Origin of the sequence: Georgenia sp. H159 (assembly GCF_035607575.1) — a bacterium.
Classification (GTDB): Bacteria; Actinomycetota; Actinomycetes; order Actinomycetales; family Actinomycetaceae; genus Oceanitalea.
On the sequence record NZ_JAYDZY010000004.1, the window covers coordinates 124,151 to 137,956 of the forward strand.

12 protein-coding genes are annotated in these 13,806 nt (G+C 73.3%); 7 read left to right on the top strand and 5 right to left on the bottom strand.

The features are described 5' to 3' along the window. Positions 1-98 precede the first annotated feature (98 nt). On the top strand, positions 99-1,550 hold the full coding sequence (locus tag VR894_RS06990; RefSeq protein ID WP_324650646.1) for an NAD(P)/FAD-dependent oxidoreductase: 1,452 nt from the start codon (positions 99-101) through the stop codon (positions 1,548-1,550). Positions 1,551-1,589: 39 nt separating this feature from the next. Here VR894_RS06990 and VR894_RS06995 read toward each other — a convergent pair whose 3' ends face one another. After that, complete coding sequence (locus VR894_RS06995; protein ID WP_324650647.1) at positions 1,590-2,897, bottom strand: CAP domain-containing protein; 1,308 nt, start codon at positions 2,895-2,897, stop codon at positions 1,590-1,592. 322 nt (positions 2,898-3,219) lie between these two features. Here VR894_RS06995 and VR894_RS07000 point away from each other — a divergent pair, with 322 nt between their 5' ends. Both VR894_RS07000 and VR894_RS07005 read left to right on the top strand, forming a co-directional pair. Further along, positions 3,220-4,599 carry an alpha-amylase family protein gene (locus VR894_RS07000; RefSeq protein WP_324650648.1) on the top strand — a complete coding sequence of 460 codons (1,380 nt, stop codon included), beginning with the start codon at positions 3,220-3,222 and terminating at the stop codon, positions 4,597-4,599. A gap of 128 nt (positions 4,600-4,727) precedes the next feature. Then, positions 4,728-5,252 (top strand): allene oxide cyclase barrel-like domain-containing protein, encoded by a 525-nt coding sequence (locus VR894_RS07005; RefSeq protein ID WP_324650649.1) that lies wholly within the window; start codon positions 4,728-4,730, stop codon positions 5,250-5,252. A 7-nt stretch (positions 5,253-5,259) separates the two neighbouring features. Here VR894_RS07005 and VR894_RS07010 read toward each other — a convergent pair whose 3' ends face one another. The 3 genes from VR894_RS07010 to VR894_RS07020 are packed head-to-tail and all read right to left on the bottom strand — an operon-like array spanning position 5,260 to position 8,189. After that, positions 5,260-5,853, bottom strand: a complete 594-nt coding sequence (locus VR894_RS07010; protein ID WP_324650650.1) for a methylated-DNA--[protein]-cysteine S-methyltransferase — start codon at positions 5,851-5,853, stop codon at positions 5,260-5,262. Continuing rightward, a complete protein-coding gene (locus VR894_RS07015) occupies positions 5,850-6,341 on the bottom strand; it encodes a sigma-70 family RNA polymerase sigma factor (protein ID WP_324650651.1) in 492 nt (163 codons plus the stop codon). The genes VR894_RS07010 and VR894_RS07015 overlap by 4 nt, the downstream gene beginning before the upstream one ends. A gap of 36 nt (positions 6,342-6,377) precedes the next feature. After that, entirely contained in the window at positions 6,378-8,189 is a 1,812-nt protein-coding gene (locus VR894_RS07020) for a dolichyl-phosphate-mannose--protein mannosyltransferase (protein WP_324650653.1), read from the bottom strand. Positions 8,190-8,550: 361 nt separating this feature from the next. On the opposite strand from VR894_RS07020, the gene rsmI reads away from it, so the two are divergent. Continuing rightward, positions 8,551-9,501, top strand: coding sequence for a 16S rRNA (cytidine(1402)-2'-O)-methyltransferase (gene rsmI / locus VR894_RS07025; protein ID WP_324650654.1), 951 nt, complete (start codon positions 8,551-8,553; stop codon positions 9,499-9,501). Between the two features lie 143 nt (positions 9,502-9,644). Here the strand turns inward: rsmI and VR894_RS07030 are convergent, their stop codons facing one another. Beyond that, on the bottom strand, positions 9,645-10,133 hold the full coding sequence (locus VR894_RS07030; protein WP_324650655.1) for a universal stress protein: 489 nt from the start codon (positions 10,131-10,133) through the stop codon (positions 9,645-9,647). A 95-nt stretch (positions 10,134-10,228) separates the two neighbouring features. Between VR894_RS07030 and VR894_RS07035 the strand changes: the two genes are divergently transcribed. The 3 genes from VR894_RS07035 to VR894_RS07045 all read left to right on the top strand — a co-directional run bounded on the left by VR894_RS07035 (position 10,229) and on the right by VR894_RS07045 (position 13,766). Beyond that, positions 10,229-10,804, top strand: coding sequence for an isochorismatase family protein (locus VR894_RS07035; RefSeq protein ID WP_324650656.1), 576 nt, complete (start codon positions 10,229-10,231; stop codon positions 10,802-10,804). A 221-nt stretch (positions 10,805-11,025) separates the two neighbouring features. Then, a complete protein-coding gene (gene metG / locus VR894_RS07040; protein ID WP_324650657.1) occupies positions 11,026-12,855 on the top strand; it encodes a methionine--tRNA ligase in 1,830 nt (609 codons plus the stop codon). After that, entirely contained in the window at positions 12,852-13,766 is a 915-nt protein-coding gene (locus VR894_RS07045) for a TatD family hydrolase (protein WP_324650658.1), read from the top strand. Before metG ends, VR894_RS07045 begins: the two co-directional genes overlap by 4 nt. Positions 13,767-13,806: the final 40 nt, after the last annotated feature.

The following is a 13,806-nucleotide window of genomic DNA, read 5'->3' on the forward strand; positions in this document are numbered from 1 at the left end:
GTGCGGGGCCGGACGGGGACCCGTGAACGAGAGCGGGACCCGTCGCCCGAGCGTAAGGTCCCAGGACGACATCCGTGCGGTGAAAGGTGCGTGCCACGATGACTGCTGCGGCTACCGACGGGAGCTACGACGTCGTCGTCATCGGTGCTGGACCGGTGGGGGAGAACGTCGCCGACCGCGCCGTCCAGGGCGGGCTGAGCGCCGTCGTCGTCGAGGACCGGCTCGTCGGTGGGGAGTGCTCCTACTGGGCGTGCATGCCGTCCAAGGCGCTCATCCGTCCCGGTGACGTGCGGCGTGCCGCCCTGCGGGTCGACGGTGCCCGCCAGGCGGTCACGGGGTCACTCGACGTCGCGGCGGTGCTCCGGCGGCGCAACTCCTTCGCGAGCGACTGGGACGACTCGGGCCAGGTCGAGTGGCTGGGCTCGGCGGGGATCGACCTCGTGCGGGGCAGGGGCCGGCTGAGCGGGCCGCGGGAGGTGACGGTCACGACGTCCGACGGCGCGGAGCGGGTGCTCACCGCCCGGCACGCCGTCGCGCTGTGCACCGGCTCGAGCCCCGTGGTCCCCGACGTCCCGGGCCTGCGGGAGTCCGGGCCGTGGACCAACCGGGAGGCGACAGAGGCGCAGGAGGTGCCCGGGAGCCTGCTCGTCATCGGCGGTGGCGTCGTGGCGTGCGAGCTGGCCGGGGTCTACGCGGACCTCGGGGCCACGGCCACCATGCTCGTGCGCAGCGACCTGCTGGGCGGCTACGAGCCCGCCGCCGGGGAGCTGGTCGGCGCGGCGCTGGAGGAACGCGGTGTCGACGTGCGCCGCGGCGTCTCCGCGGCGGCGGTGCGGGCCGTCGACGGCGGCAGCGAGATCGAGTGCGACGACGGCCGCACCGTGCGGGCCGAGCGGATCCTCGTCGCCACCGGTCGCCGGCCGCAGACCGAGGACGTCGGCCTGGAGTCGGTCGGGCTGCGGGGCGACAGGGTCGCGGTCGACGAGACCATGCGCGTGGTCGACGGCGACGGCGCACCGGTCGAGTGGCTCTACGCCGTCGGGGACGCCAACGGGCGCAGTCCCGTCACCCACCAGGGCAAGTACCAGGCCCGCGCTGCCGGCGACGTCATCGCGGCGCGGGCGCAGGGAGCGGCCGTGGACGACTCGGCGTGGGGCGTGCACGCCGCGACGGCGGACCACACGGCGGCCACGCAGGTGGTCTTCACCGACCCCCAGGTCGCCACGGTGGGCCTCACCGCGGCGGCCGCGGAGGACGCCGGCCTGCGGGTGCGGGTGGTCGACCAGGACCTCGGAGCCGTCGCGGGGGCCTCCGTGCACGCGGACGGCTACACCGGCACCGCGCGCATGGTGGTCGACGAGGACCGCCGCGTCGTCGTCGGGGTGACGTTCGTCGGCCAGGAGGTCGCCGAGCTGCTCCACGCGGCGAGCGTCGCCGTCGTCGGCGAGGTCCCGGTGGACCGGCTGTGGCACGCCGTGCCGGCGTACCCGACGATGAGCGAGGTGTGGCTGCGGCTGCTGGAGGCCTACGGCCGGCCGGCGGCGGGCTGAGGGCGCGGGGCCGGCTCGTGGCCGGCCCCGCGCCGCGTGTCAGCGGCGGATGCCGAGGGTGTCGCGGCCGGTGCCGTTCCAGTCACCGACCAGGGTGGTGTCGGCCTCGCGGCCGTAGCCGACCTCGAGGTCGGCGTTCCCGCCACTGATGACGTTCTTGAGGTAGTACGTCTTGCCGCGCCGCACGGCGAGGGTGTCGCGGCGGTCGCCGTCCCAGTCGCCGACGTAGACGTCGTCGCCCGACCGGCCGTAGCCGATGACGTGGTCCGCGTTGCCGCCACTGATGGAGTTCTTGAGGTAGTACACGTTGGCCCGGCGGACCGCGAAGGTGTCGCGGCGGTCCCCGTCCCAGTCCCCGACCATCACGTCGTCACCGGCTCGGCCGTAGGCGATGACCTCGTCCGCGGCCCCGCCACTCATGGAGTTCTTGACGTGGTAGACGCTGTCGCGGCGCACCGCGAAGGTGTCCTTGCCGTCACCGTCCCAGTCACCGACGTAGACCCGGTCGTCGGCCCGCCCGTAGGGGATGATCTCGTGGGCAGGGCCCGCGCTGGTGGCGTTGCGCACGTAGAAGGTGTTGCCCACGCGGTAGGCCAGCGTGTCCTTCCCGTCACCGTCCCAGTCGCCGACGTAGGTGCGGCTGTCGGTCTTCCCGTACTGGAAGACGACGTCCGCCGCCCCGCCGAAGGCGTTGTTCAGGTGGTAGGTGTTGCCGCTCCCACCGATGCCGCCGTCGTTGATGCGACCGGTCGCCGGGGCGGTGCTGCCGGAGCCCGGCGCCGTGGGCTGGGAGAAGCCCGAGGTCGGCGTGAGGCGGGTGCCGGAGGGGTACTTCGCGAAGTTTTGGGTGCCGTAGGGGGCCGTGCCCCACGACTCGGTGCCGTAGGCGATGCCGATGCCGATGTGCGTGAGGTCCGGGTTGAACATGTTGCGGTAGTGGCCCGGGGAGTTGTACCAGCCGCGGTACATCTCGTCCGGGGTCTGGTAGCCCATCGCCACGTTCTCCGCGGCGATCCGCCAGCCCGCGGGGAACTGCGAGGCGTAGCTCGGGTTGTGGTACATCGACCCCTCGCGGGCCATCTGCGTCGACCAGGTGCGGGCGACCGTGTCGAGCTCCCGCACCCGCTGGAGACGGGTCATGCCCTTCGCGGCGCGGTCGCGGTTGAGCAGCTCGAGGATCCGGTCCTCGAACTGGGCTGCGTCGGTCACCAGGGCGGCCTGGAGCTGGGGCCCCGCGGCCGTGCTGGGCGCGGCAGCGGCCGGCCCCGCGGCCAGCCCGGTGAGTGCGAGGACCGTGGCGAGAAGGCCGCCCAGGACCCCCGCGCCGGTCCGTGTCGTGCGTGTCATACCGACCTTTCGTGTGGCTCTCACGGAGCACCCCCGACGGGGCTGTCCCCCGACCGCCGAGACGGCGGTCACCCGAGGTATCGGCAGGGCAGAGCTCAGGTTGAGTACTCGGTGACCACACGACCCCCCGTGTGGGACTGCCGCGGGTGCGGCGTCCGTGGCCGCTGGACCGCGGCCGGACAGGACGTTACCTCGGACGGCGGGAGGAACAGGAGCCCGGACGGAGTGAGATCGGTGACGTTCGCGGCGCAGGGCAGCAGTGGCTCCTCCCGGCCGTCGCCGTAGAGTGGGCTGCACGTCGCCCCGGTGGAAGGAAAAGAGCATGACCGAGCCGGTCGCCGAGCCCGACTGGGTCCAGCACGCGGTGCTGTGGCACCTCTACCCGCTCGGGTTCCTCGGGGCCGAGGCGACCCGGGCGGAGCCGGACGCCCCCGTGCGGCACCGGCTGCGGGCCCTGGAGCCGTGGCTCGACCACGCCGTCGAGCTCGGTGCCTCCGGCCTGCTCCTGGGGCCTGTCTTCGCCTCGGTGACCCACGGCTACGACACGACCGACCACCTGCGCGTCGACCCACGACTGGGGGACGAGGCCGACCTCGTCGCGCTCGTCGACGCCGCCCACGCCCGCGGCCTGCGGGTGGTGCTCGACGGCGTCTTCAACCACGTCGGCCAGGACTTCGCGATGTTCCAGCAGGCACTCGCGGAGGGGCCCTCCTCGTCCGCGGCGCGCTGGTTCCGGCTCCACTGGCCCGACCCCGACGCCCCCGACGGCGGTGGCACCCCGAGCCACGACGACTTCGAGGGGCACTCCGCCCTGGTCGCCCTCAACCACGAGGAGCCGGCCGTCGCGGAGTACGTCGAGCACGTCATGACGTACTGGCTGGACCGCGGCGTGGACGGCTGGCGGATGGACGCCGCCTACGCGGTGCCGCCGTCGTTCTGGGCGCCGGTGCTCCAGCGGGTGCGCGCCCGCCACCCCGAGGCGTACGTCGTGGGCGAGGTCATCCACGGGGACTACCAGGCGATCGTCGCGGAGTCGGGGATGGACTCGGTGACGCAGTACGAGCTGTGGAAGGCGATCTGGAGCTCGCTGAACGACCGCAACGCCTGGGAGCTGGACCACGCGCTGCGCCGCCACGCGGACTTCACCCAGACCTTCGCGCCGCTCACCTTCGTCGGCAACCACGACGTCACCCGCATCGCGAGCCGCCTCACCGACCCGCGTCACCTCGACCACGCTCTCGCCGTCCTCCTCACGGTGCCCGGCACCCCCTGCGTCTACGCCGGGGACGAGCACGGCTTCACCGGTGTCAAGGAGGACAGGGCAGGCGGTGACGACGCCGTGCGCCCACCCTTCCCCGCCTCCCCGGCGGAGCTGAGCGAGCTGGGCCGGCCCGTCTACCACCGCCACCAGGAGCTCATCGGGCTGCGCCGCCGCCACCCGTGGCTGCACACCGCACAGCTGGAGGTGCTGCAGGTCAGCGACCCGTTCCTGGTGTACGCCGCCCGCGAGGCCGACGGCGACGGCTCGCTCGTCGTGCTGCTCAGCACGGACGACGACGACGTCCGCTGGGGTCTGCCCGCCGGCGTGCCCGTTGGTGGTGACGGTCCGGCGACCGTGCTGGCGGGCACAGGCACGCTCGCCGACGGTGGCCGCACCGTCGTCCTGCCCCCGCACGGGTGGGCGGTCGTCGCCGCCGGGTAGGCCGGTGGGGCAGCCGCGGTCGTGACGTCGGGGCGTCGCCGCAACCCTTGACGCTCGACCAGCACGGGAGAACGATGAGCCGTGCTTGCCCACATCTCCGTGGACCGGTCGCCGAGTCTGGAGCTGTCATGCGCGCATCACTCTCATCCGCCCTGCTGGCTGGCCTCAGCGCCCTGGCGATCGCAGGAACCGCGGTCGCCGTCGGGCAGCCCGACCACGACAGACGCGGCGACCGGTGGCGCGTCCTGGAGTTCGACGTGCAGGTCTCGGACTTCTTCTTCCAGGACTTCGGGCCGGACGGCGTCCGGGAGGTCACGTCGTTCCAGGACCCCCTGCTCAGCCCGAGCAAGGGGGACCGGAACGTGTTCGAGGACGTCCTGCTGAGGAACGGCGAGGAGGTCGGCGCAGGAAGTGGCTCGTGCGTCGTCACCGACGTCGACCTGGAGGTCGGGGAGTTCATCCTCCACTGCGACCTCACCTACGAGCTGCCCGGCGGCCAGATCGCCGTGCAGGGACGCACGACGAACGCGCCCGAGAAGACTCTCGCGGTCGTCGGCGGGACCGGCCGCTACGTCGGCGCCGGCGGTGAGGTGGTGTTCACCGAGAACGGCGACGGCACCGGCTCCGTGGTGATCACGCTCACCCGGCGGTGAGCCGACCTCAGGCCGCGCGCTCGAGGGAGAGCAGCAGCTCCTTGGCGGGCAGCCCGCCGAGGTAGCCGCCGAGCGTGCCGTCGCTGCGTAGCACCCGGTGGCAGGGCACGACGATCGGCAGCGGGTTCGTCGCGCAGGCCGACCCGACGGCACGCACCGCCCCCGGGTTGCCCACGTGCCCGGCGACCTCCGCGTAGCTCTCGGTCTCCCCGTAACCGATCGTCCGGAGGTACTCCAGGACCGTCCTGCGGAAGCCGCGGGACAGGGTGAGGTCGACGGCGAGGTCGAAGCGGGTCCGGGCCCGGGAGAAGTACTCCTCGAGCTGCCGGGCGGCGTCGTCCAGCCGTGCCGGGGCGTGGAGGACCCGCGGGCTCAGCCGCTGTGCAAGGTCCTCCACGACGCCGTCGAGGTCCTCGAAGGAGTAGGCGACGCGGACGAGTCCACGCGGGGTGGTGGCGAGGAGCAGGGGGCCGACGGGGGAGTCGACCTGCCGGTAGGCGACGTCGAGCAGCCCCTCGCGGGCGGCGTCGTCGGCGAGGCGGCCACGCAGCCGGTCCAGGGACGCGGCGTCGGTCGGGTCGGTGGGGAACAGGGCGCTCATCGTCGGCCTCCGCGGATGGGGGCGCCGTAGTGGCGGCGCAGGGTCTTCATGCCGTCCGCCGCGGCACGGCGGGCCGCGTCGGTGCTTCCGCCGAGGACGGCGGCCACGTCGGCGAAGGGCAGGCCGGCGAGGTAGTGGTAGGCGATGGACTGGCGCTGCTTGTCGGGCAGTGTGGCGACGGCGTGCCAGACGTCGGACCCGTCCTCACCGGGCCCTGCCGACGGTTGGCGCTCGGGAAGGCGGTCCGTCGGGACGGGCCGCCGCTGCCGGGACCGGATGATGTCGACCGCCTTGCGGTGCGCGACCGTGACGAGCCAGGCCTCGAGGTTCACGTCGTCGTCCAGCGTCGGGTAGGCGCGCAGGGCGGCGAGAAAGGTCTCCGACCACGCGTCGTCGGCGTCGTCCGGTCCGACGACGGCGCGGCACACCCGCAGCACCGTGGCGCCGTGGGTGGACACGACCTGCTCGAAGGGCGGTTTGGTCATCATCACCCCGTAGACGCTGCGGGAGGCACGGACGTGAGATCAGATCCAGGAGCCGAGCCACATGTGGGAGTGCCAGTCCTCGTAGGGCAGGGTTGCGCCCGTCCACACGGGCCAGAAGTAGACGAACGCGGCGACGGCCGCGACGCAGACCGCGCCGAGGAGGACGTGTCCGGCGCGGACGTCTCGGCCGTGAGCGTCGTCGTCCTCGCGGACGGCGACGGCGGACGGGGCGCGCGCGGTCCCGTCCGGGTCAGGGGTGGGCAGAGCGCCGTCGTCGTCGGCGTCGTCGACGGGGACCTCACCCGGCCTGCGTGCGCGACGGTGGAGCGGCGGCAGCAGCCCGCCCACCCACGCGATGGCGAGAACGACGACCAGCGTGACGTACGGGGCGAGCGCGATCGCGTAGAACGTGAAGATCGTGCGGTGCGCGTAGGCGAACCACGGCAGGTAGGTCGCCGCGTAGCCGGCGAGGGCGGCCCAGCCCCGCCAGTCGCGCCGCACGACGGCCATCCACAGCACGACGAGGAGACCCAGCAGCCCCACCCACCAGACGACCGGGTTCCCCACCGAGCTGATGACCTGGACGCAGCGCTCGGCGCCGCAGTCCGCGTCCACCTCGCCCTCCCAGTAGAAGGACGTCGGACGCAGCTGGAGGATCCAGCCGGCCGGGTGGGCCTCGTAGCTGTGCTCGGAGTCGAGACCGTTGTGGAAGTCCCAGGCACGCAGGTGGTACTCCCACAGCGAGTTGAGCGGGTTCGGCAGCCACGAGCGGTCGACGGCGCCCTGGGCGGCGATCTCGTCGGCCGCCCAGGTGCGCAGGTAGGCGCCCGGGCTGGCGAACCAGGAGAACCAGCCCGCGACGTAGGTGACTGCCGCGACCGGGACGAGGGCGACGAAGGCCGGCACACCGCCTCGGAAGACACCGGCTCCGAACCACAGCCGTGCCCCGACGGCGCGCCGTGCGCAGATGTCCCACACCACGACGAGGATCCCCAGGACCGCGAGCCCGTAGATGGCCGACCACTTGACGCCGCCGCCGAGGCCGAGCAGGACGCCGGCGAGCACGAGCCACCAGCGCACGCCGATCCGTGGGCCCCACGGGTCGGAGAGCCGGCCGTCACCGCGGTCGGCGAGGTCGGCGGCTGCCGCGCGGGCCAGCCGTCTGCGACTCTGCTCCCGGTCGAGCAGCACGGCGGCGAGCGCGGCGACGATGAAGAAGCCGAGGAAGACGTCGAGCAGACCGATCCGCGAGCCGGTGAAGTGCAGCCCGTCCACCGCCAGGAGCAGTCCCGCCGCGCTGCCGAGCAGCGTGGAGCCGGTGAGCCGCCGGGCGACCCGGGCCAGCACGAGGACCGTCGCCGCGCCGGCGATCGCCGCGGAGAACCGCCAGCCCGCCCCGTTGTCCGCCCCGAAGAGCCGCAGCCCGATCGCGATGAGCCACTTGCCGATCTGGGGGTGGACGACGTAGTCCGCATCCGTCGACAGGTCCGAGAAGTCGCCGACCCTGAACCGGTCGTTGACGTCCTCGCCCTCCCACTCACCCTCGTAGCCGAGGGTGAGCAGCGAGTAGGCCTGCTTGACGTAGTACGTCTCGTCGAACATCAGCCGGGTCGGGTGGTTGAGGTCGACCAGCCGCAGGACCGCCGCTATCGCGGTGACGACGAGGGGGCCGAGCCAGCCCCACAGCCGGTCGGTGGGCCCGGGCCGCAGGAGTCGTGACTGCAGGTCGGCCTCGATCGCTGCCGCGCTGCGGTGGTCGGTGCGCTCCGGGGCGTCCGTGCCGCGTGCCGTCGGCTCCTCGGTGTCGACCGACGGGCCGGGCCGTTCGGTGTCCTCGGGCGGCGCGCTCACGCAGGTGAGTGTAGGTCGTCACCACCCCCACCCCGCCTCTCCCCGCCGCCGAGAGCAGGGTTGTTGCCCCCTCCCCGCCGCCGAGAGCGGACTTGTTGCCCGCGTCCGTGTCGCCGAGAGCGGACTTGTTGTCCGCGTCCTTGTCGCCGAGAGCGGGGTTGTTGTCCGCGTCCTTGGCGCCGAGAGCGGACTTGTTGTCCGCGTCCTTGTCGTCAAGAGCGGGGTTGTTGTCCACGTCCTTGTCGTCGAGAGCCAGATGGTGTGCAGGCCGTCGGCCCTCGCCCTGCGTGCCCGTGATCGGCTGCCCGCCCGAAGCGCGCCGACGGGCAGCAGAGTCCGCGCGGTGGGTCACACTGGAACCATGAGCGACCTGGCCGGGCAGCCGGAGCCCGCCGACGAGCCGTCGGCGGAGAAGCCCGACGCCGCGTCGGCCGAGCAGCCTGACTCCGCCTTACCCCCTGCCGGCGGCTCCCCGTGGCGCGGCGAGGGCGGGCAGATCCTGCTCGCGGCTACCCCGATCGGTGCTGCCGGTGATGCGCCGCTTCGGCTGATCCGTGCGCTGGGCGAGGCCGACGTCGTCGCCGCCGAGGACACCCGGCGTCTCGTCGCGCTCGCCCGCCGCCTCGGGGTGTGGGTGCCCGGTGAGCTGCTCAGCTTTCACGAGCACAACGAGCGTGAGCGTGCGCCCCGGCTGGTCGAACGTGCCGCTGCGGGACAGCGGGTGCTCGTCGTGTCCGACGCCGGGATGCCGTCGATCTCCGATCCCGGCTACCGCCTCGTCGGAGTGGCCGTCGACGCCGGCGTCGCGGTGAGCGTGCTCCCTGGTCCGAGCGCGGTGCTCACTGCCCTCGCCGTCTCCGGGCTGGCGACCGACCGCTTCTGCTTCGAGGGTTTCGTCCCGCGGCGGCCGGCCGACCGGGACCGGGCGCTGTCCGCCCTCGCGGACGAGCCGCGCACGATGGTCTTCTTCGACTCACCGCACCGGGTCGGCGACACCCTCCGAGCGATGGCGGCCACCCTGGGAGCCGACCGGCGAGCGTCCGTGTGCCGCGAGCTGACCAAGACCTACGAGGAAGTGCGCCGGGGCACCCTGTCGGAGCTCACCGAGTGGGCTGCGGACGGTGTGCGGGGCGAGGTGACCGTCGTCGTCGCCGGTGCGCCGCCGCGCGAGGTGCGGCTGGAGGACCATGTCGCCGAGGTCGTCGCCCGGGCGGACGCGGGGGAGCGGCTCAAGGACGCTGCCGCGGCCGTCGCCGCGGCTACCGGGCTGAGCAAGCGCGAGCTCTACCAGGCGGCCCTCGACGCACGCTGACGTGGGGCGGGTGCAACAATCCCGCTCGCGGCGCGTGGGGGGCTGGCGTGCCGTGTGCAACAAACCCGCTCTCGGCGCGTGAGGGGGTGGCGGGGTGGGTGCAATAATCCCGCGTTCGGCGCGTGAGGGGGTGGTGGGGCGGGTCAGCGGACGACGACGACGGGGATCGGGGCCTCGCGGATCGCCGTCGCCGCGGTGGAGCCGAGCAGCAGGCTCCCCAGCTTCGAGCGGCCCTTCGAGCCGACGACGAGGACGTCGGCCTTCGCCGCGGCCGCGGTGAGCGCGCGGTCCGCCCTTCCGAAGACCGTGTGGGCGTGCACCGTGACCTCGGGATGGTCCGCCGCCGCCTTCTCGGCCCGGCGACGGGTCTCGGCGAGTGTCGCCTCCTGCATCTCGACGATCGACGGCGTCGTCCCGAAGGGTGCGTTCTCCGGGCGGACCGCCGTCGGGATGCTCCACGCGCGCACGACGTGCAGCTCGGCACCGCGGCGGGCGGCCTCGGCGGCCGCGTACTGCAGGGCCTGACCGGCGCAGGCCGACCCGTCGTCCCCCACGAGCACACCGCCGTCGAGCTCCACCGCGGTGTCGATCCCCGCCATGGTCCAGCTCGCGCGCCGGGCGTCGTCGGCCATGGCCCAACTGTAGGCCCGACGGGCACGGTCCGGCACGGGTACCGGCACGGGACCGCGTGCGACGATGGGGACGACCGTGAGTGTGAGGAGGACCCATGTCCGAGCGTCGCGCCCTGCTCGTCGTCGATGTCCAGCCGACCTTCTGCGAGGGCGGAGCGCTACCCGTCGCGGGCGGCAACGACGTCGCCCGGGCGATCGCCGAGTACGTCGCCGCCCACCGCGATCGGTACGAGCTCGTCGTCACCACCCAGGACTGGCACATCGACCCGGGCCGCCACTTCGCGACCCCGCCGGAGGAACCGGACTACGTCGACACCTGGCCGCCGCACGGCGTCGCCGGCACGGCGGAGGCCGAGCTGCACCCGGCGCTCGCGGACCTCGCGCCGGACGCCTCGGTGAAGAAGGGCCAGTACGCGGCGGCCTACTCCGGGTTCGAGGGCACCGACCGGCAGGGGCGCACGCTCGACCAGCTGCTCGGGGACGTGGCCGCGGTGGACGTCGTCGGGTTGGCGGAGTCCCACTGCGTGAAGGAGACGGCGCTGGACGCGGTCGAGGCGGGCCTGTCCGTCCGGGTCCTGAGCGACCTCACCGCGCCGGTGACGCCGGAGCAGGGTGCGCTCGCCCGCGCCCAGCTGCGTGAGGCCGGGGTCGAGATCGTCCCCTCGCGCTGACGTCCCGGGCCCGACTACCCCGTCGCTGGGCGCGACGTCGCAGCCGGGGCAGCTCAGCAGCGGACACAACCCCGCTGTCGGCGGAGGGCTGGGACGGTGCGGGTGGGCCGGGGTGCGCAACAACTCCGCTGTCGGCGCGAAGGGGGGTGGGCGGCGCGAAGGGAGGGGGATGGGCGGGGCGGGTGGAGGGGGTGTGCGCTCGCGCAACTAGGCTGGCCCCCATGACGAGCATCCTCTCGGCGGTGGCCTGGCCCTACGCCTCCGGCCCGCGCCACATCGGGCACGTGGCCGGCTTCGGCGTTCCCTCCGACGTCTTCTCCCGCTACATGCGCATGGCGGGCCACGACGTCCTCATGGTGTCCGGCACCGACGAGCACGGCACCCCGATCCTCGTCGCCGCCGACGCCGCCGGCGTCAGCGCCCGTGAGCTCGCCGACCGCAACAACCGCCTCATCGTCGAGGACCTCGTCGCGCTCGGCCTGTCCTACGACCTGTTCACCCGCACGACGACGCGCAACCACTACGCCGTCGTCCAGGAGATGTTCCGCGCCGTCCACGAGAACGGCTACATGGTCGAGCAGACCACCCAGAGCGCCATCTCCCCGTCCACCGGCCGCACGCTGCCCGACCGCTACATCGAGGGCACCTGCCCGATCTGCGGCTACACCGGTGCCCGCGGCGACCAGTGCGACAGCTGCGGCAACCAGCTGGACCCGACCGACCTCATCGACCCGCGCTCGCGGATCAACGGGGAGACCCCGGAGTTCGTCCAGACCCAGCACTTCTTCCTCGACCTGCCCGCGCTGGCCGAGGCGCTGGGGGAGTGGCTGGACGGGCGTGAGGCCTCGGGCACGTGGCGCCCCAACGTCATCCGGTTCTCCAAGAACATCCTCGCCGAGATCCGACCGCGCGCGATGACCCGGGACATCGACTGGGGCATCCCGGTGCCGCTCGAGGGCTGGCGGGACCAGCCGACCAAGCGGCTGTACGTGTGGTTCGACGCCGTCATCGGCTACCTGTCGGCCTCCATCGAGTGGGCCCGCCGTACCGGCGACCCGGAGGCGTGGCGCAAGTGGTGGAACGATCCGGAGGCGCTGTCCTACTACTTCATGGGCAAGGACAACATCGTCTTCCACTCCCAGATCTGGCCCGCCGAGATGCTCGCGCACAACGGCGAGGGTGAGCGCGGCGGTCAGCCCGGCGAGTACGGCGTCCTCAACCTGCCCACCGAGGTCGTCTCGAGCGAGTTCCTCACCATGGAGGGCAAGAAGTTCTCCTCCTCGCGCGGCGTCGTCATCTACGTGCGCGACGTCCTCGAGCGCTACCAGGCCGACGCGCTGCGCTACTTCATCAGCGTCGCCGGCCCGGAGAACCAGGACAGCGACTTCACCTGGGCCGAGTTCGTCCGCCGCACCAACGGCGAGCTCGTCGCCGGCTGGGGCAACCTCGTCAACCGGACCGCGTCGATGATCCACAAGAACCTCGGCGAGATCCCTCCCGCCGGGGAGCTCACCGAGCCCGACCGTGCCCTGCTGGACCAGGTCGAGGCCGGGTTCGCGACGGTCGGGGACCTCGTCTCCCGCCACCGCCAGCGCGCCGCGATCGCCGAGGTCATGCGGCTGGTCGGGGAGGCGAACAAGTACATCACCGACATGGAGCCCTACAAGCTCAAGGACGAGTCCCAGCAGGAGCGCCGGGCCACCATCCTCCACGTCGCTGCCCAGGCGGTCAGCGACCTCAACGTCATGCTCAGCCCCTTCCTGCCGCACAGCGCCAACACCGTCGACGCCGTCATCGGTGGCACCGGCGACGTCGCCCCGCTCCCGCGGGTGGAGGAGGTCGAGGACCTCGACGGCGGACCCGGCTACCCCGTCATCACCGGCGACTACCGGGGCGTCCCCGCCTGGGGACGGCGCCCCGTCCGGGTGGGTGCACCGGTCGCCAAGCCGGTCCCCGTCTTCACCAAGCTCGACGACTCGGTCGTCGAGGAGGAGCTCCGGCGCCTCGCCGGCGACGACGAGGACGGCGGCGCCGCGGGCGACGCGCAGTGAGCCCGCGGGAACGCGGCTGGCCGCCGGTCCCCGAGGCGCTGCCCGCCGCTGTCGTCGACAACCACACCCACTTCCCGGTCGGGGCGGACGACGACCCGGGCGTGCGCGAGGGAAGCGCGCCGCTGACCCTCGCCGAGCACCTCGAGCGGGCGGCCGCCGTCGGGGTCGACCGCATGGTCCAGGTCGGCTGCGACCTCGACACCCTCGCCCCGAGCGTCGCGCTCGCCGAGGAGCACCCCCAGATCGTCGCGGCCCTCGCCATCCACCCGAACGAGGCGCCGCTCCACGCCGGCATCCGTGAGGTCGCCCCGGACGGGCTCGACCCGGCCGTCGCGCCGCGGCACGAGACGTCCCTGGACGACGCCGTCGCCCGGGTCGCCGAGCTCGCGCGCCACGAGCGGGTCCGGGCGATCGGCGAGACGGGACTCGACTTCTTCCGCGGCGGAGAGCGGGCCCGCGAGGTCCAGCGCGCGGCCTTCCGTGCGCACATCGCCCTGGCCAAGGAGCTCGGCCTGCCGCTGCAGATCCACGACCGTGACGCCCACGAGGCCGTCGTCGAGGTGCTGCTCGCCGACGGCGCCCCCGAGCGGACCGTCTTCCACTGCTTCTCCGGGGACGTCGCCCTCGCCCGCACGTGCGCCGAGCGCGGGTGGTACCTGTCGGTGGCCGGACCGGTGACCTTCAAGGCGAACGACACCCTGCGCGCCGCGGTCCGGGAGGTGCCGCCCGAGCTGCTCCTCGTGGAGACGGACGCCCCGTACCTCACGCCCGCGCCGCACCGCGGCCGTCCCAACGGCCCCTACGTGCTGCCGCTCACGGTGCGCCGCCTGGCCGAGGAGACCGGCACCGGGCTGGCCGAGCTGTGCCGCCGCCTCACCGACAACACCGAGACCGTCTACGGCGCCTGGTAGTCGCCACACCAGTCACACCAGTCACACCCGTCCCCAATAC